The organism is Curtobacterium sp. MCLR17_036 (assembly GCF_003234445.2).
Lineage (GTDB): Bacteria > Actinomycetota > Actinomycetes > Actinomycetales > Microbacteriaceae > Curtobacterium.
On the sequence record NZ_CP126269.1, the window covers coordinates 3,459,632 to 3,485,583 of the forward strand.

Consider the following 25,952-nt stretch of genomic DNA (forward strand, 5'->3'; position numbering starts at 1 on the left):
GAACGCCGGGTCAACGCTGTCCGTCCGCCGCGACGAGCTCCAGCTGGGTGAGGGGCACGTCGGTGCCGGCGGTGAACGAGAACGTCGAGCCGCCGCCGGTGATCCGGAACACGCGGCTCTGACCGGCCCACGCGAACTCCGCACCGTCGACCGCGGTGGTGCGGTCGCCGAGGCCGACCTGCCACGAGTACGAGCCGGGCTCCGCGACGGTCACCGTGTACAGCGCTGCGGCCGGGCACGCGACGTCGAACGCCACCGACGCCCCGGCCGGCAGGACGGTCACGGTCCGCCCCTCGTCGTCGGTCAGGGGTGACGCCCCGACGGGCAGCACGTCGACGGGGGTGTCCCGGTACCCGTGCACCTCGGACGCCGACACCGGACGCGTGTCCGCCGCCCAGCCCTGCGGGGTGTCGGACAGCGTGAAGACGACGTGCGACGCCGCGACGACCACCTGGTGCGGGATGCTGATCGACGTCCAGGGCGCGCCGTCGACCGTCACCGACGCGACGTACGCACCCGTGGAACCCTCGGCGACCTCGATGACGGTCTCCGTCCCTCTCCCCACCGGCACGGCCTGCCCGCCGCTGGCGCGCCGGTCAGGAACCGGCGGCGTGGGCCCAGGCTGTCGCAGCACCGTCCTGCGGACCGACGGCGGCACGAGCACGTAGGTGCCCGTCGACGGCGCCAGCGGGTACAGGCCGATCGTCGCGAAGACGTACCAGGCGCTCATCTCGCCGTTGTCCTCGTCGCCGGGGTAGCCCTGGCCGAGGTCGGAGCCGACGAACAGCCGCTCGAGGCACTCCCGCACCACCCGGTGGGCGTCGTCGTGGCGCCCGGTGAACATCGGGAAGAACGGGATGTGGTGCGCGGGCTGGTTCGACAGCCCGAGCATGCCCATCCGGACGTCGCGGGCCTCGGTCATCTCGTGGATCGGGAACCCGTAGGAGCCGGAGAACGCCGACGCGCCCGTCTCCGGCGTCGCGAAGAAGCGGTCGACGGTCCGGTCGAACCGCTCCGGGCCGCCGTGCAGGTCGACGACGCCGGCGCCGTCGTGCGGGGCGGTGAAGGCCGTGCCCCACGCGTTCGTCTCGGTGTAGTCGTCGCCCCAGTCGCGCGGGTCGAACTCGGTGCCGACGCGCCACGAGCCGTCGGGGTCGCGGCCGATGAAGAAGCCCCGCTCGGCGTCGAACACGTTCCGGTACTGCAGGGACCGTCGGGCGAACCACTCGGCCTCGGCCTCGTACCGGGACAGGTCGGCCGGTGTCTCCGCGCGCGACGCGAGCAGACCCGCCATGACGGCGAGGCCCCAGTCGTTGATGGCGGCGTCCAGGGTCCAGGACATCCCCTCGGACGTCCGGGTGTCGACGTGGCCGCGGAAGGCGCCCGGGAGGCTCCCCTTGCGCCCGACACGCTCGTCGCGCGGCGGGACGGTCGCGTTCCGCACCGCGCTCCGGTACGCCTCGGCCAGGTCGAAGCCGGTGACGCCCTTGACGGCCAGGTCGGCGAAGACGGTGTCGGCCGTGGTGCCGGTCATGCAGTCCTCGGCGCCCGGTGCGCTCCACCGGGGCGTCCAGCCGCCGTCGTGGTGGTGCTCGACGAAGCCCTGGGCGAGCTCCCCGGCGGTCTCCGGCGTGAGGAGCGCGAGCAGCGGCCACGCAGTGCGGTAGGTGTCCCAGAAGCCGTGCGTCGTGGTGAACGGGCCCTCGACGACCTCGGGGCCGGGTTCGTCGCGGATCGGCTCGGCCAGGACCGCCCCGTACGGCGAGCGGTGCCGCGGCGTGCCCGTCAGCGCGGTCTCGCCGGCGCGGTTCGGGTAGAGGAACACCCGGTACAGCCCGGAGTACAGCGACGTCAGCTGGTCGGGCGTCGCGCCCTCGAACGACATGGTGCCGAGCACCTCGGTCCATGCCTGCTCGGCGTGCGCGCGCATCGCGTCGACGGTGCCGGCGGCGTCGAGGTTCGCGCGGGCGTCCTCGATCGAGACCGTGGAGATGCCGAGCAGGACGTCGACGTCCCCGGCGACCGACAGCCAGCCGCGCAGCTCGTGCTCGTCGACGGTGGTGTGGTCCGCGGTCACGCCGGCGACCCGGACGTGCACGTGGTGCGGCGGCGTGCCCGGGCGGTCGTCGAGCAGCGCCTCGACCACGGCCGTGCCGTCGTCGACGGTCACGGACACGTCGGACACCCGGCCGTGGTGGTCGAGGACGACGCTGCGTGTGTTGGTGAAGCGGAACCCGAGGGCGAACTCCCCCGCGGTCACCTCGGCCGTGACGCCCTGGTCGAGTGCGACCCGGTACCGGTGCGGGCCGTCGTGTTCGTCGTCGTGGTCGAAGCCGAGCGCGCGGGCGGCCCGGTCGACGTCCGGGGTGTCGAGCGGCGAGGGCATCACCTGGAACACCCCGCGGTCCGCCATCCACGGCGACGGGATGTGGCTCGTCGCGAACGCCTGGATCGCCGGGCGGACCCGGCCCGCGTCGTCGGTGCGCGAGTGCTCCTGGTACGCGTACGGCCACCGGTTGCTCGACGCGTCGGTCATCGGCAGTCCGAAGACCCCGCCGTGCGGCAACCCGACGAGCGGCGCGTTGTTCCCGCGCGAGAACCGCGAGGACGCCTGCGTGCCACGGGTCGTGCGGACGTGGTCGAGCGGCGTGGTCGGCGTCGGGCGCGCCGGGCCGACGACGACCTCGTCGAGCCAGCCCCGCAGCGCCGGGCGCACGCCGTCGTCGTCCGCGGCGGCCGTGTCGGAGCCGAGCCGGGCCTCCAGACGGTCCACGACCCGGCCCGCGAACGGCGTGAGGTCGACCGCGCGACGGTTCCACTGGTCGACCCACGTCTTGCGGGCGGCGTCCTGCGCCGCCGGTGTCAGGGCGTCGCCGTGCTGGTCGTGCCCGGCGTCGTGCTCGCTGAGCCGGGTGCCGTCGGTGAAGACGACGTCGAGGGCGAAGGCCGTGGCGTCCCAGAAGTGCGGCAGGTCCGCCTCGGTGGGTTCGGTGGCGCCGTCCGGCAGGGTCCGCTCCGGGAACCACACCCACGACAGCTCCTCGCCGGCCGCCACGGTGTGCCCGGCCGACCCGGGCACGACGGCGCTGACCGCACCCGCTCCGGACGGTCGTTCGACCAGCCACCCCTCGACCGAGCCGAAGCCGACACCGTTCCGCGCTGCGAGGGCCGTCGTGGGCCCACCGCTCCGTTGCAGTTCTCGCACGGACCCAGCGTATTTGCTCCAGCGTGTGGAGGAAACCGTCGGCGTGTCAGCCCGCGTCGGCAGCGGCGGCGTCCGGCGCGGCAGCGTCCGGCGCAGCGTCGGCGGGTGCGGCGTCGGCGGGCGCGGGGGCGTCGACCGGCGCCTGGTCCGCGGCGCCATCGCCGTCCTGGGGCTCCTGCACCGGGTTGGACGCCGGCGCACTCGGCTCGGGCCCGACCGGCGCCTGGCTCGGCACCGCGGGCTCGCTCGGTTCCTCGCTGGGGACCTCGCTCGGCTGCTGGGGCTGCGAGGGCTGTTCGGCGGGTTCGGAGGGCTGCTGCTCGACCGGCTGGCTGGGCTGCTGCTCCTCGCTCGGCTCGTCGCTCGGCTGCTCGTCCGTCGGCGTGGAGGGCGAGGAGGAGCCGGTCGGCGCGGGGGCCGTGTCGTCGCCGCCGTTCAGCGCGACGACCGCGACCGCGATGCCGACGAGCACCAGGACGACCACGACGATCGCGGTGATAATCGGCCCCTTGCGCCGACGCTCGCGGGGGTCCTCCGCCGCTCCCGGCGCCGGAGCGGTCGGTGGCGGCACGGTCGCCCCGCCACCGCCGGACGGACCGCGCCCCGACTGCGCGCCCATCACCGTGGTCGCGACGTCGTCCGAGGCGTTCGGGTGCTGGTCGAGGACCCGCGTCGCGTCGTCCGCAGCGGCGGCGCGGCTCGTCGGCATCGCACGCGTCGCGGCGTCCGCGTCGGCGGTCGGGAACGCCGCGGTCGCCGCTGCGGCTGCGGCTGCGGCGCCGGCGCCCGCGGCGGTGAGCGCCCCCGGGGCGGCGGGCAGGAGCTGGGTCGACGTTCCGGGGTCGTCGCGGCCGAGTGCCCGCAGCCGCTCGGCTGCCTCTGCTGCCGAGGGCCGGACGGCCGGGTCCTGCGCGGTCATCACGTGCAGGAGCGTGCGCCAGGCGGTCGGCAGGTGCTGGTCGATCGCGGGGCTGCGGGTGAGACGCGCGGTGGCGGACTCGATCGCGCTGCCCGGGAACGGCCGCTCGCCGGTCAGGCACTCGAGCAGCACGAGACCGAGCGCGTAGACGTCGGCCTTGCCGGTGATCTCCTGCGCCGTGACCTGCTCCGGAGCCAGGTAGGCGGCGGTCCCCATCACGGTGCCGGTGCCGGTCACACGCGACGCGTCGCGGAGCAGGGCGATGCCGAAGTCGGCGAGCTTGACGTGGCTGCCGTCGCGCTCGAGCAGCACGTTGGCGGGCTTCACGTCGCGGTGCACGATGCCCTGGGCGTGCACGGCGCCCAGCCCGTCGGCGACCTGGGCGCCGACGCGGGCGGCGGTCGTCGGGTCGAGCGGGCCCTCGCGCAGCCGGGTGGCGAGGTCGCTGCCCGGGACGAGCTCCATGATGAGGTACGAGTCGCCGTCGGCGTCGTCGAGCGCCGCGTCGTACAGGGTGACGAGGGCGGGGCTGCGGAGCGTCGCGAGGGTCTGGATCTCGGCCTCGGCACGGGCGCGTTCACCGTGGTCGACCGGTCCGATCCGGAACACCTTGACGGCGACCTCGCGGCCGAGCTGCTCGTCGACCGCGCGGTACACCGTGGCCATGCCACCGTGTCCGAGCGTGCCCGTGACGCGGTACCTGCCGCCGAAGACCCGTTCTTCCATGCCCGGCAACCTACCGGCAACTCCTGACCACGTGGCTCGGTGCCGTCGTGTGCGTGCCCGGCGTCGCGCTCCTGCTCACTCCGTGCGCGCGGCCGGGTCCGGTGCGGGTCCGGCGCCGTGGCGGAGCGCCGTCAGGTACAACCGGTGCGCCGTGACGACCAGTGACAACCAGGCGAGCCCGAGCGCCCAGGCGGCGAGCACGTCGGTGAGCCAGTGGTGCCCGAGGAACACCCGCGAGGCCCCGACCGACAGCACGAACAGGGTGCCGGCGACGATGGTCCACACCCGCGTCACCGCCCGCGACTCCCGCAGGAGCAGCAGGTAGACGATGGTGCCGACGATCACGGTGGCGTTCAGCGTGTGCCCGGACGGGAACGACGGCGAGTGCTCGTAGGGCGGCACCGCGTCGCTGAGCGGCGGGCGGGCCCGGCCGATCAGGTCCTTGCCCGCGATCGTCATGAGGAGCGAGCCGCCGCTCGCCGCGACGAGCAGGACCACCGGCGTCCACGCCCGGCGCTGGATCGTGAAGCCGACCAGGAACCCGACCGCGACGACGGGCATGCCGATCGTGCCGGCCACGTCGGTCCACCACGTCACGAGGCGGTCGGCCGCGGGCGACCGCAGCGAGATCGCCCAGTCGAGCACCGGGCGGTCGAGCACGGCGACGTCGTCGGCCTCGCGGACGGCGTCGAACACCGCCGAGGCGAGCCACGTGGCGACGACCGCCACGGCGAGCCCGACGGCCAGGGTCAGCAGCAGGAGCGGCATCGCGCCGTACCGCTGCCCGAGCGCCGTCCACCCGCGAGCCGTCGCACGGCCGACTCGGGTGCGCCAGCGGGTCAGGTCGACCTGTCCGAGCGTGCGGTCGGCGGCCTCGCCCCGTTCGGTGTGCATCGGACCAGCCTGCTCGTGACGGGCTGTGAGGGTCAGTCCCCGGCCCCGGCCCCGGCAGCCTGTCCGCGCTCGTCGAGGAACGCGCTGACCCGGGCGTGGGTGGCGCCGAGCTGCTCGAGCTGCCGCGCGAGCCGGTCCCGGACCGGTCCGAGCTGCTCGGCCAACCGGTCGTGTGCGGCCCCGGGGGCGTCCCCGGTGCAGCCGAGGACGGACCGGACCACCTCGCGGGGGAAGTCCATGCCGAACAGCATGCTGATCGTCTGCGCACGCTCGACCGCGGCGTCGTCGTACTCGCGGTACCCGTTCGACTCGCGGTCGGCCGTGATGAGGCCGTGCTGCTCGTAGTAGCGCAGCGACCGCGCGCTGACCCCGCTGCGACGGCTCAGCTCACCGATCCTCATCGGACGCTTGACCTTGACACGGTGTCAGCCTATAGCGTCGCGATCGATCCGGCCGAGCACCGTCCGGACGATCGGAGGAGACCCGTGCACACCACCCTGTCGGTCGACGGCCGGACCCGCTCCCTCACGGTCGTCGGTGACCCCGACGGACCGGTCGGACGAGCGCTCGTCCTCGTGTTCCACGGGTCGAAGCAGGACGGCTCGACGCACCGTCGGTCCACCGGGGGCGCACTCGACCGGCTCGCCGACGCGGGGCGGGCCGTGGTGGTCTACCTCGACGGCCACCGCGGGAACTGGAACGACGCCCGGGCAGCGAGCGCGTTCCCGGCCAGGACCGAGGGGATCGACGACGTCGCGTTCGCCCGTGCCGTCGTCGACGCCGTCGCCGCGAGCCACCGGATCGACCGCGCCCGGGTCGTCGGGGTCGGCTACTCGAACGGCGGGCAGATGGTGTTCCGCCTGCTGCACGAGCAGTCGCAGGTGCTCGCCGGGGCCGTGGTCGTCGCAGCCGCCATGCCGGACCGTGACGGCTTCCTCGGCGACTTCTCGACGACGACCGAGCACGCCGTCCCGGTCACGCTCGCCGCCGGCACCGCGGACCGCATCGTCCCGTTCGGTGGCGGGCGGATGGCCTGGTGGGCGCGGCGCCTGTTCCGCGTCGACGGCACGACGCTGTCCGCGGACGCGACGGCGCGCTACTTCGCGCAGCGGAACGGGATCGACACGGCCCCGGTGGTGTCCGACGTCCCCGCTCCGACGGACGGGCGCCGCGGCCCCCGGACGGAGCAGTCGACGTGGTCCGCCCCGGGCCGCCCACCGGTCGTCCTGTACACGGTGCACGGCGGCGGCCACACCGTTCCCGGGCCGGTGGCCGCCCCCGCGGTGCTCGGCAGGACGGGCAGTGCCCGCGGCGTGGACGAGATGACCGAACAGGTGCTCGACGCCCTCGACGGCGGACACCCGGCCGCCTGACCGGGCCCGCCCCGTTCCGCGCAGCTCCGGCGGGTCCGTCACGGACGCGTCGTCGCTCCGGGCCGTCCTACCGGGTGTACTCGACGATGACGTTCGAGCCGCCGAAGCCGAGCGGTTCGTGGGCGGTGAAGCCCTCGCCGCGGAGCACCGCGGCGACCTTCGCGCGCTCGCCGGGGTCGTCGCCGACGTACCAGACGGTCCGCAGCCCCTCGGTGTCCGCCGCGGAGTTCACGGCACCGTGCAGCCGGGCGAAGAAGTAGCCCTGGTCGGCGGCGCTCGTCTTGGTCCAGAGGTCGCGGAGGCCGTCCGTGGCCGCCGGGTACGCCGTCGTCAGCTGGTCGGCCGGCCGCCGCATCCTGCCGAGGACCAACCCCGCCGGCTCGGCCTCACCACGGCGGGCCTCGGTGAGCTGCCGGGCGGCGCTCGCCAGGTCGGTGGTCTTCGGTGGCGCGGTCCGGATGCTCCACCAGACCTGACCGGCCGGCACGAGGAACGCCAGCAGCAGGACACCGCTCACGATGCCCCGGGCGAACGGCAGCAGCGCGACGACGCCCGCGGCGACGAGGACCGCCAGGGCCGGCGCCGAGAACGTCAGGTAGCGCCCGACGTAGACCGGGGTGACGAAGCGGGACGCCGCGAGCAGCGCGACCGTCGGCAGGACCAGCCAGGGCAGCAGCACGACCAGCGCGTCGGATCGGCGGCGGAGCGCGGCGACCACGCCGACGGCGACGAGCAGCCAGGCGACCACCGCGACCGCGGTGACGGACGACCGGTTCGTCTCGACGAGGCTGAAGTCGAAGAACTGCAACCGCCACGCGCTCTCGACGGCCCCGCGCAGCGACGGCGGCCGCAGCCAGTCGATCTGCGCCGCCTGGCCCGCGGCGGCCCGCGCGAACGGGACCGCTGCCAGCGCCGCCGCGACCACGGCCGCAGCGGCGCCCACGAGCCCGACCCAGCGCACCCGCGGGGCGGCCAGGAACCGCAGCAGGACGCTGAGGGCGTGACACGCGACCACGAGGGCCGCCCAGAGGAACACGAGCACGGACAGGTACGCGACCAGGGCGTACGCGACCCACCACGCGACGACCACGGCGGGGTGGCGCCGGGCGTCGGCGGCGTCGAGCGCCCGGACGAGCAGCAGCGTCGCCGCGACGGCGAGCAGCAGCTCGAAGGCCGGTGACCGTCCGAGGGTGCCGGCGGCCGCCACGACGGGCACGAACGGCAGCACGACCGCCGCGACCGTCGCGGTGGCGAGCGAGGTCAGGCGCTCGGCGAGGAGCACGAGCAGCCCGGTGGCGACGCCGATCGCGAGCGCGGAGGGGAACCGCAGGGCGAACGGGCTGTACCCGACGAGGTCGAACCAGCAGTGCATCAGCACGTAGTAGGCGGCGTGCACGAGGTCGATCTCGCCCACCAGCTCGCCGAACGCGTGCCAGGACCGGGTCGACGCGGCGATCGTCGCCGTCTCGTCGAGCCAGATCGTCCGGTGGGTGAGCGCGATGACGCTCACGAGCGTCCCGAACAGGGTCGCAGCACCTGCGACGGCGAGCTGGGCCGTCCTCCGGTTCGATCGTCTGAGGTCGCCGAGCACGCAGAACAGCGTAGGGGCCGCGGGGCCACGGCCCGGACGGCCGGGTCAGTCCTTCGCGTCCGAGTAGGCCCCGACCACCGCCACCGAGAGCGGGAACGTCACCGGGAAGTCCCCGAACAGCAGCCGTCCGGCGTCGACCGCGGCGGCGCGGACCTGTGTCGCGACCCACTCGGCGTGCTCCTGCGGCGTGTGCACCACGATCTCGTCGTGCACGAAGAACACCAGGTGCGGGCCGTCCGTCACCGGCCCCGGGAACCGTGCGGCGAGCCGGGACCGCAGCGACCCCATCCAGGCGAGGGCCCACTCGGCGGCGGTCCCCTGCACCACGAAGTTGCGGGTGAACCGGCCCCAGCTGCGGGCCCGGGACTCGACGGCCCGCTGCATCGCCGGGGTGCCGTCCACCGTGTAGGCCTGGTTGCGTGCCGCGAACCAGGCATCGTCCGGCACGGGCGAGGTCCGACCGAGCAGGGTCGTCACCGGTTCGCCGCGCTCGCCCGCCCGGGCCGCTCGGGAGACGAGTCCGAGGGCGGCCGGGAACGCCCGTTCGAGCCGCGGCACGAGCCGCCCGCCCTCGCCCTGGGTCGCGCCGTACATCGCGCCGAGCATCGCGCCCTTGGCCTGCTGCCGGGTCTCGACCGCGCCGGAGGCGACCACGCCGTCGTACAGGTCGCGGCCGTCGCCGGCGGACGCCATCGCCCGGTCCCCCGCCATCGCCGCGAGCACCCGCGGCTCGAGCTGCGCGGCGTCGGCGACGACGAGCTGCCAGCCGTCGTCCGCCACGACCGCGGCGCGGATGCCCTTCGGCAGCTGCATCGCTCCCCCGCCGTCGGCCGCCCACCGCCCGGTGACGACGCCGCCGACGACGTACTTCGGGTGGAACCGGCCGTCGCGGACCCACTCGTCGAGCCACGTCCAGCCGTTGGCGGTGAGCAGCCGCGCGAGGCGCTTGTACTCGAGCAGCGGCTCGATGACCGGGTGCTCGATCTCCTGCAGCTCCCACTTCCGGGTGCTCGTCACCATGAGCCCGGCCCGGCGGAGGGCACGGAGCACGTCGGCCGGCGAGTCCGGGTTGAGCGCGGGGTCGTCGAGTCGCTCGCGCACCACGGCGGCGATCTCCTCGAGCCGGCGGGGCCGCACGCCGTACGGCACGCGGGGGCCGAGGGCGTCCTCGAGCAGGCGTTCGTGCACGTCCGCCCGCCAGGGCAGCCCGGCGTGCAGCATCTCGGCCGCGACGAGCGCCCCCGCGGACTCCGCCGTGACGAGCAGCCGCAGGGCGCCCGGCGCCGTCGACCCGGCGATCGCCTCGGTCTGCGCCCGGAACTCCGCCACCGGGTCGACGGCGTCGTCGGCGACGGACACGGCGAACAGGGCGTCGTCGAACAGCTGGGCCTGCGTCGGTCGGGTCACCCGGGGCTCGGTCGGCGGTGCGTCGAGGGCGTCGGCGGGTGCCGCGGCGAGGGTGGACCCCCGGGCGGCGAGCGCAGCACGGAGGACCCGGCGGCCCAGCCGCAGGTCGACGCAACGCCCGACCCGCCCACCGGCCGCGAGCACGGCCGGGTACCACCGCGCCGTGTCGTCCCAGACCCAGCGCACGGCCGGGCCGTCGTGCGCGACGACGAACGCCGGCAGGTCCGGTTCGGCGAACCGGGCCGGATCGCCGTCCGGCGCCCCGGCGTCGGTCAGGGGCGTCGCGGAGACGCCGCCGTCGACACGGCGCAGGACGAGGTGCACGGAACGATCATGCCGTGTCCCACCGTCACCGTCCGACGGCGGCGGGGTCAGTCCTCCTGCGGCGGCCCCGGCCGGACGGCCGCGGTGTCGGCGATGTCGATCCGGACGTCGCCGTCCGGTGCGTGGGAGACCTCGACACGGGGGTCGGCGTCGTGCGCGTCGGACCCGGACATCCGGCGGAAGGTGTCCTGTCGACGTTCCTCGAAGGTCATGTCGACGCCGTCGTCGAGGTGGTCGTGGTCGGGCTTCGTCATGCCGTGCACGGTACGCGGCCCGGCCCCGGAACGGTCAGGCGACGGGGGCGGTGCCGGTGCGTTCCGTCCAGTGCCCACCGCTCGCCCAGCGGTCGAGGACCGCGGCACGCAACCGACCGGTCGGCGCAGAGGCGCGGGCGGTCGCGAGCGGCACGCCGAACACGAACTTCGCGACGCTGTCGTCGCCCTCCGCCGCGTCGTGCGGACCGGGCGGGTCGAGCCGGAAGCGCCGTGCGAAGCGCACCGTGTTCGCGTCCGGCCCGAGCACGGCCGCCAGCCCCGGGTCGAGCAGCCACGAGCGGCACCGCCACCGCTCGGCGACGCGGTCCGGTGCGAGCCGCCGGAGCAGTCCGGGCGCGCGGGCGAAGGACCGGTCGCAGTCCTCGGGATCGAGCGGCCCGGTCTCCGGGACGTGCACGCCCCAGGCCGGGGAACCGTCGGCCAGGTGGTCGCCGAGTTCGAACTGGAGGCGCCCCACGGCCACCACGCGACCGGTCACCACCGCGACGAGCCAGTCCACGTCGGCGCCGCGCAGGCCGTACCGGTCGAGCTTGCGGTCCACGTCCGCGACGGTCGCCTCGGCCACGTCGCGCGGGAGCCCGCGGCGCGTGAGCGCGTCGGCGTTGCCGGGCACCGCGGCGCGGAGCGCGGCGACCACGAGGGCGTCGCGCTCCGCGGGCTCCGCGTCGGCGACGGTGGCGGCGAGCGCCGTCGCCACCGTCGCCGCGCCCTGGTCGGTCCCCACGGCGGCGGTGAGGAGCGCGACGGACGCGGGGCGGGCCTCCAGGCCGGTGGTGGTCACTTCAGACCGGAGGACGCGAGCCCGTCCATCACCCGCCGCTGCAGGACGACGAACATGATGAGCACCGGGGCCATCGCCATCAGGCTGGCGGCCATGAGCACCGGGTAGTCGATCGTGCGGTCGCTCGACAGGGTGGCGAGGCCCGCCGCCAACGGCATGTCCTCGGCGCGCGTGGAGACCACGAGCGGCCAGAGCAGCTCGTTCCACGACCAGAGCACCGTGGTGATCGCGAGCACGCTGATCGAGGGACGGGCGAGCGGCAGCATGATCCGCCAGAAGGTCTGGAACGGGTTGGCGCCGTCCATCCGCGCTGCCTCTTCGAGCTCCGGCGGCATGTTGAGGAACGCGGTCCGCATCAGGAAGGTGCCGAACGCGCTGAACAGCCCCGGCGCCACGATGCCCATCAGGGAGTCGAGCCAGCCGAGACCCTGCACGATCTGGTACTGCGAGATGAGGTAGACCTGCGACGGCACGAGCAGGATCGACAGCACGATCCCGAGCAGGACCATCCGGCCGCGGAACCGCATCCGGGCGAACGCGTACCCGGCGAGCGTGCAGAAGACGATCTGCGCGATCGTGCGGATGACCGTGACCCACACGGACGTGCCGAGCTGGCTGAGGAACGGCAGCCGTTCGAAGACCTGTGCGTAGTTCTGCCACTGCAGCTCGCCCGGCCAGAAGACCGGGGTGACCGACTGCACCTGCGTGTTCGTGGACAGCGACATGATGATCTGCCACAGGAACGGGAAGGCCATGACGAACCCGCCGACGCCCAGGACGACGTGGATCCACCAGTGGCTGCCGCCTCGGCGACCGGGCCGGCGGGCGGCCCGGGGCGGGGTGACCGTTGCGGTCATGACTGCACCCACTTCCGTTGGACGCGGAACTGCACGAGCGTGATGATGCCGATGAGCACGAAGATCACCATGGCGATCGCGGCCGCGAAGCCCTTGTCGTTGTCGATGAACCCGGCGCTGTAGAAGTAGAAGACGAGCGACATCGTCTTCGGGATCACCGGGTTCGTGCTGCCGAGGATGGCGTAGAGCAGGTCGAAGAGCTGGAAGCTCGAGATCGTCGTGATGATGACCACGAAGAAGATGCTCGGGCTGAGCAGCGGCACGGTCACCGAGCGGAACTGCCGCCACCGGCTCGCGCCGTCGAGCTCGGCTGCCTCGTAGAGCTCCGGCGGGATGTCCTTGAGCCCGGCGCCGAGGATGATCATCGAGAAGCCGAGGGAGGACCAGAGGCCGACCAGGCTCACCGCCACGAGTGCGAACCCGGGCGTCGAGATCCAGTAGGGGCCGTCGATCCCGAACCGGCCGAGGAACCAGTTCACGATGCCGAAGTCACCGTTGAACATGATGCGCCAGACCAGCGCGATGGCCGCCGGCATGGCGACGTAGGGCAGGAAGAACAGCACCCGGTAGAACTGCGCGAACCGCAGCCCCGGGGTGTTCAGCAGGCTCGCCAGCCAGACCGCGAATGGGATGCCGGCGAGCACGACGACCGTGTAGACGATCGTGTTGAGGAGGGACTGGTACAGCTGCGGGTCGCCGAACAGGCGGACGTAGTTCTCGACGCCGCTGAACGTCGCACCACCGAAGACGCCCCAGCTCGTGAACGAGTACCAGAACGTCTGGAGGATCGGCCAGATGTAGAAGGTGCCCACGCCGAGGAGCAGCGGGAGGACGAAGAGCCACGGCCACCACCCGTCGGTGCGGCGGGGGGCGCGGGTGCCACCGGCCGCGGGACCGGGGGCGCCCCGCCCGGACGAACGCGTCCGGGCGGGGGCGGAGGCGGCGGGGGGCCGCTCGGTGTTGATCGTCATCGGCTCGGGACTCACTGCTCCTTGGCGAGCGCGGCGTCCATCTTCTGCGCCAGCTGCTCGGCGACGTCGTCGACCGGTGTCGAGCCGTCGAACGCGCCCGGCAGCATGTTCGTCTCGAGGGTGTTCCACGCTGCGGTGTTCTTCGAGACGGGCAGGGGCTCGGCGTAGTCGACCGCGTCGAGGAAGACCTGCAGGTCGGCGTCGGGCATCGTCTTCGTGAAGGCGTCCTGCGTGCCCTCGTAAGCGGGGATGATCGCACCCATGTCACCCTGCTGCTGCTGGGCGTCCTTGCTGGCCAGGTACACCTGGAGCGCCTGCGCGGCGGCCTTGTCCTTGCTGCCCTCGGCGACGACGTTCGAGACCCCGTGGATGACGGTCGCCTGCTTCTTGCCCGTGGGCAGCGGGTAGACGACGACGTCCTTCTCGAGGTCGGTGCCGGTCAGCGCGGACCGGAACCAGCTGCCGCCCTGGTACATCGCGAGCTTGCCCGAGGTGAACCACTGGTCGGCGGTGGTGTCGGTGAGCTGCTTGATGGACGGCGAGGCACCGGAGTCGATCAGGTCGGTCCAGAACTGCAGGCCTTCCTCAGAGGCCTTCGACGCGTACTCGGACTTCGTGCCGTCGGCGTTCAGCACCGATCCCCCGGCCTGGAAGATGGTGTTGTAGTACGTCGTCTGGCCGTCCATGCCGGCGGCGGCGCCGTAGACGCCCTTGCCCTCGAGCTTCTCGCGGAGCTCGGCCGCGGTCTGCTGGAAGTCGTCCCAGGTCCAGTCCTCGTCGGGCAGGTCCATGCCGGCCTGCTCGAACAGCGACTTGTTCACCCAGACACCGATGGTGTCGAAGTCCTTCGGGACGCCGTACTGGGTGTCGTCGTAGGTGTACAGGTCGTTGAGCGCGCTCGAGTACTTCGACGGGTCGATGTCGCCCGCCTTGACCTCGCCGGTGATCGGGGCGAGCTTGCCGTTGGCCGCGTAGAGCTGGAAGTTCGGGCCGTTCATCCAGAACAGGTCGGGCAGCGTGTTGCTCGAGCCCTGGGTCTGCAGCTTCGTGAAGTAGTTGGCGTACGGCGTGACGTCGACGCTGACCTTGATGTCGGGGTACTCCTCGTTGAAGCCCTTCAGGTTCGCCTTGATCGCGTCGACCTGGTTCTCGTCCCAGACGGCGTACGTCAGGTTCGCCTTCGTGTCCTTCGCCGGGGCGGCGTAGTCGCCGCCGGAGCCGGAGGCCCCGGACGACGAGGAGCACCCGGCGAGGAGTGCGGCCGCACCGAGCGCGGCGACGGCGCCGAGGAGGACGCGGCGCACGCCGGTTCCTCGGGCGGGGATGTGTGCGGTCATCGGGAGGTCCTTTCGCACGGCCGTCAGGAGGTGACGGTCTGGGAGGGGTGGGAGGGGTCGGTGTCGGAGGGGTGCGTGTGCGCGGGGTGGACGGGCGCCGCGAAGTGGGCGATCGTCGCGGCCGCCAGGGGCGGGACGTCGATCGGGACCGAGCCGTTGCGCAGCGACCGGGTCGCCAGCGCACCGGCGGCGACCGCGGCGCGGGCCGCGATCGGCGAGAGCTGCGCGGGTTCGCCGAGCGCGACGGACCGCAGGAACTCGGTCATGGTGAGCAGGTCGGCGTCGGCGTGGCCGTCCTCGACACCGTCGATCGGGTACTCGCGGTCCCCCGCGGTGTCCCACCCGCGGCGGTGCGTCCACACCTTGACGACGCCGCCGCCGGTGTCGCCGATGTTCTCGAGCCGCCCCTCGGTCCCGATGACGGTGTAGTTCCGCCAGTAGTCCGGGGTGAAGTGGCACTGCTCGTAGCTCGCCTGCACACCGTTGTCGAGCGTCATCATGACCATCGAGACGTCCTCGACGTCGACGACGGGGTTGAGGCCGGTCTGGGCGAGCGGCGGCCAGTTGTCGAACGAGAACCAGTCCCCCATCAGCTCGCCGCTGCGGTCGCGCCGGTCGGTCACGTCGCCGTAGACCGACAGGGACCCCATGCCGACGACGCGGGCGGTGTCGCCGCCACCGAGGGCGTGGATGACGTCGAGGTCGTGGCTCGCCTTCTGCAGGAGCAGCGAGTTCACCTTCGCGCGGTCCGCGTGCCAGTCCTTGAAGTAGTAGTCGCCGCCGTTGCCGACGAAGTGACGGACCCAGACGGCCTTCACCTCGCCGATCTCGCCGCGCTCGATCACCTGGCGCATGAGCCGGACGACCGCCGCGTGCCGGAAGTTGTGCCCGACGTAGAGCGGCGTGCCGGTCTCGGCGGCGGTGTCGAGGACCGCGTCGGCGTCCTCGACCGTGATGGCCAGGGGCTTCTCGAGGTAGACCGCGATGCCGGCGCGCAGCAGGTCGATCGCGATCTCGGCGTGCGTCCAGTCGGGCGTCGTGACGATCGCCGCGTCCACCACCCCGGTGAGGTCACGGTGGTGCTCCACCACGGTGGCCCCGGGGTACTCGGCCCGGCCGCGCTCGCGGCCCGCCTCGGTGACGTCGGCCACCGCGACGACCTCGGCGCGCAGCGCCGGGTCCGCGGCACTGGCCTCGGCCACGTGCCCCGCGATGGCGGACCGCTGTCCCATCCCGATCACCGCGACCCGGAGGGTCCCGTCGTCAGCGCGCATGCTCATCTCGCTCCCTTGCGTGATTGTGACGTCCATGATGCCGAATCGATCATGGATGCACAATAGGCGCTCACGGAACGCTCATGGGGCGAGATGCGATGGTTTTACATGCCGGTAACGTCCGCGGGCGGACCGTGCCGACGCGGCGGCCTGGAGGCACGGCTCGCGTCCGTCGCGGCCGTCGCCGTCCGGGGACGACACGTCGGGCGCGGGGCGCTCCGCGGGTCGGGCGTGCGGATCGGTGCGCGGGTCGGTGTGCGGGGCTGGTCGGGAGCGGGGCGCGGGCTGGTCGGGGGCGGTCGCCCGTGCGGGTGGCCGCTCGTGGCGGAGGTGGGGTGCTGCGGTCGTTCGCTGCGGTCGGGTGCTGCGGTCGGGTGCTCAGTCCGCGACGATGAGCTCCACCCCGGCGGCGGCGAGGTCCGCGGCGAAGGCCGCCGGGACGGGCTGGTCGGTGACGAGCACGTCGATCCGGTCGAGCGGGCAGATCCGCGCGAAGGTCGACCGCTCGATCTTGGTCGAGTCGGCCACCACGACGACCCGGCGCCCGACGGCGGCGAAGTGCCGACTCACCTCGGCCTCGCCCTCGTGCATGGTCGTGGCACCGTACTGCCCGGTCAGGCCGTCGACCCCGAGCACCACGAGGTCGAGCGCGAACTCGTCGAGGGTGTCGCGGACGAGCGGGCCGACGAGCTCGTAGGACTGGCGGCGCGCCACCCCGCCGGTGACGACGATCTTGACGTTCGCCCGGACGGAGAGCTCGTACCCGACGTTCAGGGCGTTCGTCACGATGGTGATGCCGAACTCGCCGTCGGCTCGGATGAAGCGTTCGCTCTTGCCGAGCTCGCGAGCGACCTCGGTCGTGGTCGTCCCCCCGTTCAGCCCCACGGTCTCGCCGGGCTGCACCAGACGGGCGGTCGCGCGGGCGATCGCCGTCTTCGCCTCGGCCTGCCGGGCGATCTTGTACTGCAGCGGCAGTTCGTAGCCGGCGCCGAGCGCCGCCGCCCCGCCGTGGGTGCGGGTCACGAGCCGCTGGTCGGCCAGCGTCGTGAGGTCGCGCCGCGCGGTCGCGGGCGAGATCCCGAGCAGCTCGCCGATCTCGGCGATCGAGACGTTGCCGCGCTCGCTCACGAGTTCGAGCAGGGCGTTCAGCCGCTGTTGGGGGGTCATGACGGTCATCCTACGGCGTCGGTCCGACGCTCCCGTGATCGGAAATGACGCGTTCGTCTTCCGCCGCGCACGATCGCTCGCTACGATTCGGGACATCGATCACCGCGACCGGAACGGAAGGCTCCCATGACCGACACCTTCGTGAGCGCCGAGCTGGCGTCCCAGCCGGAGACCTGGCGTGCCGCCGCCGCACTCCTGCCGACGGTCGCCGACGCACTCCCCCAGCCCGGCGAACGCGTCGCCGTCGTCGGCTGCGGTACGAGCTGGTTCGTCGCGATGTCCTACGCCGTCGCCCGCGAGCAGGCCGGCCTCGGCGTGACCGACGCCTTCGCCGGCTCCGAGTACCCGGCGTCGCGCGATTACGACCGGGTGCTCGCCATCAGCCGCTCCGGCACGACGACCGAGGTCGTCGACCTGCTCCGCGCACTGCCGTCCCGACGCACCGTGCTCGTCACGGCCGTGCCGGACAGCCCCGCAGCGGCCGCGGCCGACGACGTCGTCGCGCTGCCCTTCGCCGACGAACGCTCCGTCGTGCAGACCCGCTTCGCGACCACGACGCTCGCGCTCCTCCGCGCCTCGCTCGGCGACGACGTCGACGCCCTCGCCGCCCAGGCCGAGACCGCCCTGTCCGTCCCGATCGACGACCTGCTCGACGCCGAACAGGTCACCTTCCTCGGTCGCGGAGCCGCGGTCGGCCTGACCGCCGAGGCAGCGCTCAAGACGCGCGAGGCCGCACAGTTCTGGGCCGAGTCGTACCCGGCGATGGACTACCGGCACGGGCCCATCGCCATCGCCCAGCCCGGCCGCCTCGTCTGGTCGCTCGGCCCGACGCCCGACGGGCTGGCCGACGAGGTCGCCGCCACCGGCGCCCGCCTCGTGCAGCACGACCTCGACCCGTTGGCCGGGCTCGTCGTCGTGCACCGGTTCGCCGTGGCCCTGGCCGAGCGCCGCGGACTCGACCCCGACAACCCCCGGTCGCTCACGCGGTCGGTCATCCTCACCTGATGGCGGCCGCAGGCGCGGTGCTCGGGGTCGACGTCGGCGGCACGGGCGTGAAGGCGCGGCTCACCGACGCCGACGGGCGCGTCCTCGACGACCACCGGGTCCCGACACCGCGTGACGACCCGGACGGCACGGCACTCGCCGCCGCCGTGGCCGACCTGGCGGTGCGTGCGACCGAGCACGGCCCGCTGGCCGCGGTCGGGCTCGTCACCCCCGGCGTCGTCGACGAGCCGAGCGGCACCGTCGTGCTCGCCGTCAACCTCGGCTGGCGCGACGTCCCCGCCCGTGAGCGGGTCCGCGCGGCCCTGCTCGCACGGGGCATCGACGTCCCCGTCGCCTTCGGCCAGGACGTCCGTGCCGGTGCCCTGGCCGAGGTCGCCGCCGGCGGACCGGCCCTGGCGACCGGTTCGGTGTCGTTCGTGCCCGTCGGCACCGGCCTCGCGAGCACGCTCGTCGTCGACGGCGCCGTGGTGTCCGGTGGCGGCTGGGCGGGGGAGATCGGCCAGGTGCGGATCCCGACCGGGCCGCACGCCGGGCTCCGGGTCGAGGAGATCGCCTCGGCCGGGGCCGTCGCCCGCCGGTCCGGCGCCCCGTCCGCCCACGCGGCGATGCTCCGGGTGCGGGACGGCGATCCCGTGGCGACCGCCGTCTGGCACGAGTGCGTCGCCGTCCTCGCCGACGCCCTGGCCTGGACCACCGCGGTCGCCGGCTGCCACACCGTCGTCGTGGGCGGGGGACTTGCCGAGTCCGGTCCGCTGCTCCTCGACCCGCTGCGCACGGCCCTGGCCGATCGGCTCGTCGGGGTCCGGGTTCCCGCCGTCGTGCCGGCCCGGCACGGCGACGCCGCCGGGGCGATCGGCGCCGGCCTGCTCGCCCGCCGTGCCCTCGACGGACGGGTCCTCGTGTGACGACGCTCATCCGCGCCCCCCGTGTCGTGACCGCGACCGATGACCTCCGCGACGCCTGGCTCGTCATCGACGACACCGACACCGTGCGCGCCACCGGGGTCGGCACCCCGCCCGACACCGACGACGTGGTCACCGTGACCGACGGCGCCGTGGTCCCCGGCCTCGTCGACCTGCACGCCCACGGCGCCCGCGGCCACGACTTCGCGTCCTGCACCGCCGACCAGGCCCGTGCCGCCGCCGACCACCACCGTTCCCGGGGCACGACGACGCTCGTCGCGTCCGTCGCCACCGGCCGCCCCGACGACACCGTCGCCGCCCTGGCCCGGCTCCGCCCGCTCGTGGCAGACGGCACGCTCGCCGGCATCCACCTCGAGGGGCCGTGGCTCGCCCCGTCCCGGCGCGGTGCGCACCGCGCCGACCTGCTGCACGCACCGGACGCTGCCGAGGTCGACGCCTTCCTCGCCGCCGCGGGCGACGCGCTCCGGATCGTGACGCTCGCACCGGAGCTCCCCGGCGCACTCGACGTCGTCGCCCGACTCGTCGACGCCGGGGTCGTCGTGGCGATCGGCCACACCGACGCGACCGCCGAGCAGACCCGCCGGGCGGTCGACGCCGGGGCCTCGCTCGTCACGCACCTGTTCAACGGCATGCCACCGCTGCACCACCGCGCCCCCGGCCCGGTCGGTGCGGCGCTCACGGACGACCGCGTGCTGCTCGAGTGCATCGTCGACGGCCACCACCTCGACCCGCTGACGGTCGCGCTCGTGCAGCGCACCGCTCCGGGTCGCACCGTGCTCGTCTCCGACGCGATGTCCGCGACCGGCTGCCCCGACGGCGACCACACCGTCGCCGGGTCGGCCGTGTCGGTCCGGGGCGGCATCGCGATGACCGCCGACGGCTCGTCGCTCGCCGGCAGCACGATCACCGTGGCCGACGCCGCACGGACCCTGCTCACCGCCGGTGTCCCGCTGCCCGAGGTCGTCGCCGCGTCGTCCGCACGCGCCGCCCACCTGCTCGGCCGTCCGGCACCCCTGACCGTCGGGGCCCCGGCCGAGCTCCTCGTGCTCGACCCGCACGCGGGCACGGTGCGGCCCCTGCCGAGGGCGGTGGCCGCGTGATCGTCGTCGTCACCCCGAACCCCGCCGTCGACGTCACCTACCGCGTCGCGGAACAGCGCATCGGCGAGACCCAGCGCGTCCTCGACGTCGCCCGGCGGCCGGGCGGCAAGGGCCTGAACGTCGGTCGGGTGCTCGACGCCACCGGCACCGCCACGCACGCGGTCCTGCCGCTCGGCGGGACCGGCGGGCGGTGGATCGCCGAGGCGCTCGACGCCCTCGGCCTCGCCCACACCGACGTCGGGATCGGCGGCGAGACCCGCACGACGGTCACCGTCGTCGACGACCTCGCCCACCCGACGATGCTCGGCGAACCCGGCCCGGAACTCGGGGCGGACGAGTGGGACGCCGTCACCGCTGCCGTCACGGCACTGCTGCCCGGTGCCGACGCGCTGGTCGTGTCCGGCTCGCTGCCGCGGGCGACCGACCCGGGCGTCGTCGCCCGGTGGGTGGCGGCTGCGCGACACCACGGCGTGCCGAGCGTCGTCGACTGCTCGGGCGATGCGCTCCTCGCCGCCGCGTCGGCCGGGGCGACCGTGTGCAAGCCGAACCGCGAGGAGCTGCTCGACGCCACCGGCGCCGACGACGAGCGCTCCGGTGCGCGGCTCCTGCTCGAGCGCGGCGCGACGGTCGTCGTCGTCTCGCGCGGATCGGACGGCATCGCTGCCCACACCGCCGACCGCGTGCTCGACGTGCCGGCGGTCCCCGGGGTCAGCGGCAACCCGACGGGTGCCGGCGACGCCGCGACCGCCGGACTCGTCGGTGCGCTCGTCGGTGCGCTCGACGGTGCCCCCGACCGCGCGGCCGACGGCGGTCCGGGCAGCACCGCGGTGCTCGACGACGCCGTGCTGCTCCACGCGCTCCGCTCCGCCGCGGCGCACGGTGCCGCCGCGGTCCTGCGCCCGGTGGCCGGCGAGGTCGACCCCGCCGACGTCGCCCGGTTCCTGCATCCCGACCACGACCACGCCGACCCCGACCGAACGAGGACCCCCGCATGATCACCGACCTGGCCCTGACCGGGCTGCTCGACACCGCCCGCACCGCCCGCCGCGGCGTCGGTGCCTTCAACGTGGTGCTGCTCGAGCACGCCGAGGCCATCGTCACCGGGGCCGAGCGCGCCGGTCTGCCCGTCGTGCTGCAGATCAGCGAGAACTGCGTCCGCTACCACGGCGGCCTCGCCCCGATCACGGCGGCGACGCAGGCCATCGCCCGCGCCGCCGACGTCGACGTGCTCGTGCACCTGGACCACATCGAGGACCCGGAACTCGTCGCCGCCGGCATCGACCTCGGTGTCGACTCGGTCATGTACGACGGGTCACACCTCGACTTCGCGGCGAACGTCGCCGCCACCCGCGACCTCGCGGCCCGGTGCCACGCGGCGGGCGTCGCGATCGAGGCCGAACTCGGCGAGGTCGGCGGCAAGGACGGCGTGCACGCCCCGGGCGTCCGCACCGACCCGACCGACGCCGCCACCTTCGTCGCCGACACCGACGTGGACGCCCTCGCCGTCGCCGTGGGCACCTCGCACGCGATGCAGACCCGCGAGGCCTCGGTCGACCGCGACCTGGTCGAGCGGCTGCGCGAGACCGTGCCGGTGCCGCTCGTGCTGCACGGGTCCTCCGGCCTGTCGGACGACGAGCTCCGCGGCGCCGTGCACGCCGGCATGACGAAGATCAACATCTCGACGCACCTCAACGGACTGTTCACCCGTGCGCTCCGGGGCGTCCTCGACGAGCGCCCGGACCTCGTGGACCCGCGCGGGTACGTGTCCGCCGGCCGTGAGGCGATCGCCGCCGAGACGGCACGACTGCTCACCCTGCTGCACGGCTGACCCGGTCAGCAGAGCGGGACGTTGACCGCCAGACCGCCCATCGCGGTCTCCTTGTACTTCGTGGACATGTCCGCACCGGTCTGGCGCATCGTCTCGACGACCTGGTCGAGCGAGACGTGGTGCACGCCGTCACCGCGCAGGGCCATCCGGGCGGCGTTGATCGCCTTGTTCGCCGCGATCGCGTTCCGCTCGATGCAGGGGATCTGCACGAGGCCACCGATCGGGTCGCAGGTCAGGCCGAGGTTGTGCTCCATGGCGATCTCGGCGGCGTTCTCGACCTGCTCGGGCGTGCCGCCGAGGACCTCGGCGAGCCCGGCGGCGGCCATCGACGCCGCCGACCCGACCTCGCCCTGGCAGCCGACCTCGGCACCGGAGATCGACGCGCGCTCCTTGTAGATCGACCCGATCGCCCCCGCCGTGAGCAGGAAGCGGACCACCGCGTCGTCGCGGTCCGCCGGCGTGACCGCGGGCACGTAGGTCAACGCGTAGTACAGGACCGCGGGGATGATGCCCGCGGCACCGTTCGTCGGCGCCGTGACGACCCGGCCGCCGGTGGCGTTCTCCTCGTTGACCGCCATGGCGACGAGGTTCACCCACTCCATCGCGAACAGCGGGTCGTGGTCCGGGTCCTCGCGGGTGAGCTGCTCGTGCCAGGTGGCCGCGCGACGGCGCACGGTCAGGCCGCCGGGCAGGAGTCCGGTGCGGCGCACGGAACGCTCGACGCAGGACTCCATCACGGCGTGGATGCCGAGCAGCCCGGAGCGGACGTCGGCCTCGCTGCGGGTGACGGACTCGTTCGCCATCGCGACACCGCTGATCGGGAGTCCGGAACCGGTGCAGGCCGCGAGCAGCTCGGCGCCGCTCGAGAACGGGAACGGCACGGCGTCGCCGACCGGGATCGCGACACCGGCGACCGCTGCCGGCGTGTCGGCCGCGGGCTCGGCCTCGTCGTCGCGCGCGATGAACCCGCCGCCGATCGAGTAGTAGGTCTCGTCGGCCAGGTCGGTGCCCGCCGCGTCCCGCGCGCGGAGCCGCATCGCGTTCGGGTGCCGCGGCAGCATGGTCAGCGGGTGCAGCACGATGTCGGCGAGCCGGAACGGCACCCGTGCCCCGCCGTCGAGCGGCAGTTCGCCGTCGCGGTCGACCGCGGCGAGCGCGGCGGTCATCGCGTCCGGGTCGACGGTCTCGGGGTGCGAGCCCATCAGGCCGGCGACGACGGCGCCGAGCGTGCCGTGGCCCTGCCCGGTCGAGGCGAGCGAGCCGTACAGGTCGACGGCGATCGTCGCGACGGGCATCCCGGCGACGAGGGCGGCGAACTCGGCCCCGGCCCGCATCGGCCCGACGGTGTGCGAGCTCGAGGGGCCGACACCGACGCTGAACAGATCGAAGACGGAGACCGGCACGCCCGACACACTAACCCGTCCGGACGGGGCGGTGCTCAGCGGCTGGGGCGGCCCTCGGACGGCATCACGGCCCACAGGACCACGTAGGCGATCCAGAGCGGCCCGGGGAACAGGCTGAGGACGACCCAGCCGATCCGGACGAGCGTGCGGGACAGCCCGAAGCGGTCGGCGAGTCCGGCGCAGACACCGGCGAGGACGCGGCCCCGGCGGGGGCGGGAGAGAGTGCTCATGCGGCCCACGGTACTCAGGGCACCAGGACGATCTTCCCGCGGGTGTGCCGCTGCTCGAGCTGTTCGTAGGCGTCCTGCACGCGCTCGAGCGGGAACGTGGCCGCGACGGGGACCTCGATCGAGCCGTCGGCGACCTGCAGGGCGAGTGCCCCGAGGATCTCCGGGTCGGCGGTGTCGGCGCTGCCGGCGGTCCGTGCCCCGACCTCGGCCGCCGCCTCGAAGGCGATGACCGTCTCGATGCGCTCGGCGGGGACGCCCAACGCGATGCCGAGGTGCACGTACTCCGGGCCGAACGTGTCGATCACGGCGTCGACCCCGTTGGTCGCGAGTTCGGTGATCCGCTCCTGCAGACCGTCGCCGTACGCCACGGGGCGCGCCCGCTTCGACCGGAGCCAGTCGTGGTTGGCCTCGGACGCGATCGCGATGACGTCGATGCCCTCGTTCGTGAGCAGCTGCGTGACGAACCCGCCGACGCCGCCGGCCGCGCCGGACACGACGACGGTCTCACCGGGACGCGGGTCGACGGCGCGGACCGCAGCGGCCGCGGTGGTGGCGACGACGTCGAGGCCGCCGGCGACCGCCCAGTCGAGCAGGCGCGGCTTCTGCACCACCTGCACGGCGGGCACGGCGACGTACTCCGCCTGGCCGGCGCGGTCCCACGACCACCCGAGGACCTCCTCGCCCTCGTCGACACCGTCGACCTCGGCGCCGACCGAGACGACGATGCCGGCGAAGTCGGTGCCCTGCCCGGACGGCAGGTCACCGCCGAAGGCACCCTGGCGGATCGCCGACTCACCGGGGTTGATCCCGGCGGCACGGACACGGACGAGCACCCGCCCGGGAGCCACCTCGGGAACGGGCACCTCGGCGACGTGCAGGACCGATCGGTCGCCCCACTCGTCGAAGCGGACAGCGCGCATGGTCTCCGGGATCTCGGTCATCCGCACCGACGCTACCCCGGAGCGCCGGGCCCGGTCCGTTTGGATCGCTCCATCGGCGTGCACATGGGAGACTGACGGCATGCCCATCCTCCACAAGGACATGCAGGTCTGCATGTCGCTCGCCGCCCGGCCGAGCAACATCGGCACCCGGTTCCACAACTTCCTGTACGACGAGCTGGGGCTCGACTTCCTGTACAAGGCGTTCACCACGACCGACCTGCCCGGTGCCGTCGCCGGCATCCGTGCGCTCGGGATCCGCGGGTGTTCGGTGTCGATGCCCTTCAAGGAGGCGATCATCCCGCTCGTCGACCACCTCGAGGACTCCGCCGCGGCGATCCGGTCGGTCAACACGGTCGTGAACGACGACGGCGTGCTCACGGCGTCGAACACCGACTACGAGGCCGTCGCCGCCCTGCTCGCGTCCCACGGGGTCGATCCCGGGTCGCGCGTGCTGCTCCGCGGCTCCGGCGGCATGGCGAAGGCGGTCACGGCGGCGTTCCGGGGTGCCGGCTTCGACCGGCTGACGGTCGTCGCGCGCAACGAGCGGACCGGTCCGGCGCTCGCGGCGCAGTACGGCTACGAGTGGGTCGCCGAGGAGCGCGAGGCGGGGGAGACCGACGTCGTCGTCAACGTCACCCCGCTCGGCATGCGCGGCGACCAGCAGGACGCGCTCGCCTTCGCCCGGGAGCGGATCGAGGCCGCGCACACCGTCTTCGACGTGGTCGCGTTCCCCTCGGAGACACCGCTCGTGCGCGCCGGACGCGACGCCGGCAGGCACGTCATCACGGGCGCCGAGGTCATCGCCCTGCAGGCGGCCCGCCAGTTCGAGCGCTACACGGGCGTCGCCCTGACGGACGACCAGGTGGCGCGCGCCAGCGCCTTCTCGCGCGCCGAGTAGTCGGGTCGGCAACGAGACGGACGGGAGGCGCGCTGCCAGCTGGCACCGCGCCTCCCGTCCGTCCCGTGGGGACGTCTCAGGCGTTCACCGCGCGCCCGGCCGCGACCCAGCTGAGCCGGCGGATGCTCTCGCGGTTGCGGAACCAGATGCCCGGCTGCGCGATGAACCCCGGAACGAGCGATCCGGGTCCCTCGACGGGGTTCTCCCGCAGGGTGACGCGGCAGCCGCGGGGGTGCGGTTCGACCTCGACCTCGACGCGGGCCTCGCCGACCGGCCAGCCGCGGGCCTGGATGACGAGCCGTCGCGGCTCGTCGTACTCCAGGACCGTCGTCGTGTCGTTGATGACGAACGGCCAGATGCCGAAGGAGTGGTGGATCCGGGTGCCCACCGCCGGCCACCCGCGGTCCTCGCCGCGCATCCGCGAGGCGCCGACCACCCACGTCGGGTAGAGCCAGCCGTCGCGGAGCACGTCGAAGACGGCCTCGGGCGCGCAGTGGAAGATGCGGACGTTCTTCGCCATGGT

Annotated in this window: 24 protein-coding genes; 7 read left to right on the plus strand and 17 right to left on the minus strand. The window is 73.9% G+C overall.

The features are described 5' to 3' along the window. Positions 1–10: 10 nt before the first annotated feature. The 4 genes from DEI99_RS16335 to DEI99_RS16350 form a co-directional block, all read right to left on the minus strand. A complete protein-coding gene (locus DEI99_RS16335; protein ID WP_258369365.1) occupies positions 11–3,205 on the minus strand; it encodes a GH92 family glycosyl hydrolase in 3,195 nt (1,064 codons plus the stop codon). 46 nt (positions 3,206–3,251) lie between these two features. Further along, positions 3,252–4,850, minus strand: coding sequence for a serine/threonine-protein kinase (locus DEI99_RS16340; protein WP_111041617.1), 1,599 nt, complete (start codon positions 4,848–4,850; stop codon positions 3,252–3,254). 75 nt (positions 4,851–4,925) lie between these two features. Beyond that, positions 4,926–5,744 carry a phosphatase PAP2 family protein gene (locus DEI99_RS16345; RefSeq protein ID WP_111041618.1) on the minus strand — a complete coding sequence of 273 codons (819 nt, stop codon included), beginning with the start codon at positions 5,742–5,744 and terminating at the stop codon, positions 4,926–4,928. 32 nt (positions 5,745–5,776) lie between these two features. After that, entirely contained in the window at positions 5,777–6,145 is a 369-nt protein-coding gene (locus tag DEI99_RS16350) for a MerR family transcriptional regulator (protein ID WP_111041619.1), read from the minus strand. 84 nt (positions 6,146–6,229) lie between these two features. Here DEI99_RS16350 and DEI99_RS16355 point away from each other — a divergent pair, with 84 nt between their 5' ends. Then, a complete protein-coding gene (locus DEI99_RS16355) occupies positions 6,230–7,117 on the plus strand; it encodes a CE1 family esterase (protein ID WP_220037140.1) in 888 nt (295 codons plus the stop codon). Positions 7,118–7,184: 67 nt separating this feature from the next. Here DEI99_RS16355 and DEI99_RS16360 read toward each other — a convergent pair whose 3' ends face one another. The 9 genes from DEI99_RS16360 to DEI99_RS16400 all read right to left on the minus strand — a co-directional run bounded on the left by DEI99_RS16360 (position 7,185) and on the right by DEI99_RS16400 (position 17,101). Next, positions 7,185–8,708, minus strand: a complete 1,524-nt coding sequence (locus DEI99_RS16360) for a glycosyltransferase family protein (RefSeq protein WP_111041620.1) — start codon at positions 8,706–8,708, stop codon at positions 7,185–7,187. Between the two features lie 45 nt (positions 8,709–8,753). Further along, a complete protein-coding gene (locus tag DEI99_RS16365) occupies positions 8,754–10,439 on the minus strand; it encodes a bifunctional 3'-5' exonuclease/DNA polymerase (RefSeq protein ID WP_111041621.1) in 1,686 nt (561 codons plus the stop codon). 47 nt (positions 10,440–10,486) lie between these two features. Beyond that, complete coding sequence (locus DEI99_RS16370) at positions 10,487–10,693, minus strand: hypothetical protein (protein WP_071259299.1); 207 nt, start codon at positions 10,691–10,693, stop codon at positions 10,487–10,489. 34 nt (positions 10,694–10,727) lie between these two features. Beyond that, complete coding sequence (locus tag DEI99_RS16375; protein WP_111041622.1) at positions 10,728–11,495, minus strand: hypothetical protein; 768 nt, start codon at positions 11,493–11,495, stop codon at positions 10,728–10,730. Further along, positions 11,492–12,352, minus strand: a complete 861-nt coding sequence (locus DEI99_RS16380; protein ID WP_071259293.1) for a carbohydrate ABC transporter permease — start codon at positions 12,350–12,352, stop codon at positions 11,492–11,494. The genes DEI99_RS16375 and DEI99_RS16380 overlap by 4 nt, the downstream gene beginning before the upstream one ends. After that, on the minus strand, positions 12,349–13,323 hold the full coding sequence (locus DEI99_RS16385) for a carbohydrate ABC transporter permease (RefSeq protein WP_111041623.1): 975 nt from the start codon (positions 13,321–13,323) through the stop codon (positions 12,349–12,351). Before DEI99_RS16385 ends, DEI99_RS16380 begins: the two co-directional genes overlap by 4 nt. A gap of 11 nt (positions 13,324–13,334) precedes the next feature. Next, on the minus strand, positions 13,335–14,660 hold the full coding sequence (locus DEI99_RS16390; protein ID WP_111041624.1) for an ABC transporter substrate-binding protein: 1,326 nt from the start codon (positions 14,658–14,660) through the stop codon (positions 13,335–13,337). A 23-nt stretch (positions 14,661–14,683) separates the two neighbouring features. Then, a complete protein-coding gene (locus DEI99_RS16395) occupies positions 14,684–15,934 on the minus strand; it encodes a Gfo/Idh/MocA family protein (protein WP_502867031.1) in 1,251 nt (416 codons plus the stop codon). Between the two features lie 378 nt (positions 15,935–16,312). Further along, positions 16,313–17,101, minus strand: a complete 789-nt coding sequence (locus DEI99_RS16400) for a DeoR/GlpR family DNA-binding transcription regulator (RefSeq protein ID WP_071260337.1) — start codon at positions 17,099–17,101, stop codon at positions 16,313–16,315. 126 nt (positions 17,102–17,227) lie between these two features. Between DEI99_RS16400 and DEI99_RS16405 the strand changes: the two genes are divergently transcribed. The 5 genes from DEI99_RS16405 to DEI99_RS16425 are packed head-to-tail and all read left to right on the plus strand — an operon-like array spanning position 17,228 to position 21,957. Next, positions 17,228–18,106, plus strand: a complete 879-nt coding sequence (locus tag DEI99_RS16405) for an SIS domain-containing protein (RefSeq protein WP_111040371.1) — start codon at positions 17,228–17,230, stop codon at positions 18,104–18,106. Beyond that, positions 18,106–19,011 carry an ROK family protein gene (locus tag DEI99_RS16410; protein ID WP_111040372.1) on the plus strand — a complete coding sequence of 302 codons (906 nt, stop codon included), beginning with the start codon at positions 18,106–18,108 and terminating at the stop codon, positions 19,009–19,011. Before DEI99_RS16405 ends, DEI99_RS16410 begins: the two co-directional genes overlap by 1 nt. Next, entirely contained in the window at positions 19,008–20,129 is a 1,122-nt protein-coding gene (gene nagA, locus DEI99_RS16415; RefSeq protein ID WP_111040373.1) for an N-acetylglucosamine-6-phosphate deacetylase, read from the plus strand. Before DEI99_RS16410 ends, nagA begins: the two co-directional genes overlap by 4 nt. After that, positions 20,126–21,124, plus strand: a complete 999-nt coding sequence (locus tag DEI99_RS16420) for a 1-phosphofructokinase family hexose kinase (protein WP_111040374.1) — start codon at positions 20,126–20,128, stop codon at positions 21,122–21,124. The genes nagA and DEI99_RS16420 overlap by 4 nt, the downstream gene beginning before the upstream one ends. After that, a complete protein-coding gene (locus DEI99_RS16425; RefSeq protein WP_111040375.1) occupies positions 21,121–21,957 on the plus strand; it encodes a class II fructose-bisphosphate aldolase in 837 nt (278 codons plus the stop codon). The genes DEI99_RS16420 and DEI99_RS16425 overlap by 4 nt, the downstream gene beginning before the upstream one ends. A 5-nt stretch (positions 21,958–21,962) precedes the next feature. On the opposite strand, the gene DEI99_RS16430 is transcribed toward DEI99_RS16425, so the two are convergent. From DEI99_RS16430 to DEI99_RS16440, 3 genes are read right to left on the minus strand one after another with little or no spacing between them, the layout of a single operon-like run. Beyond that, positions 21,963–23,360, minus strand: coding sequence for an L-serine ammonia-lyase (locus DEI99_RS16430; protein ID WP_111040480.1), 1,398 nt, complete (start codon positions 23,358–23,360; stop codon positions 21,963–21,965). Between the two features lie 35 nt (positions 23,361–23,395). Next, positions 23,396–23,590, minus strand: coding sequence for a PspC domain-containing protein (locus tag DEI99_RS16435; protein WP_071259202.1), 195 nt, complete (start codon positions 23,588–23,590; stop codon positions 23,396–23,398). A gap of 14 nt (positions 23,591–23,604) precedes the next feature. Continuing rightward, entirely contained in the window at positions 23,605–24,531 is a 927-nt protein-coding gene (locus tag DEI99_RS16440; protein ID WP_258369130.1) for an NADP-dependent oxidoreductase, read from the minus strand. Between the two features lie 79 nt (positions 24,532–24,610). Between DEI99_RS16440 and DEI99_RS16445 the strand changes: the two genes are divergently transcribed. Beyond that, positions 24,611–25,429 carry a shikimate 5-dehydrogenase gene (locus tag DEI99_RS16445; RefSeq protein ID WP_111040376.1) on the plus strand — a complete coding sequence of 273 codons (819 nt, stop codon included), beginning with the start codon at positions 24,611–24,613 and terminating at the stop codon, positions 25,427–25,429. Positions 25,430–25,505: 76 nt separating this feature from the next. On the opposite strand, the gene DEI99_RS16450 is transcribed toward DEI99_RS16445, so the two are convergent. Further along, complete coding sequence (locus DEI99_RS16450) at positions 25,506–25,949, minus strand: SRPBCC family protein (protein WP_111040377.1); 444 nt, start codon at positions 25,947–25,949, stop codon at positions 25,506–25,508. Positions 25,950–25,952 lie beyond the last annotated feature (3 nt).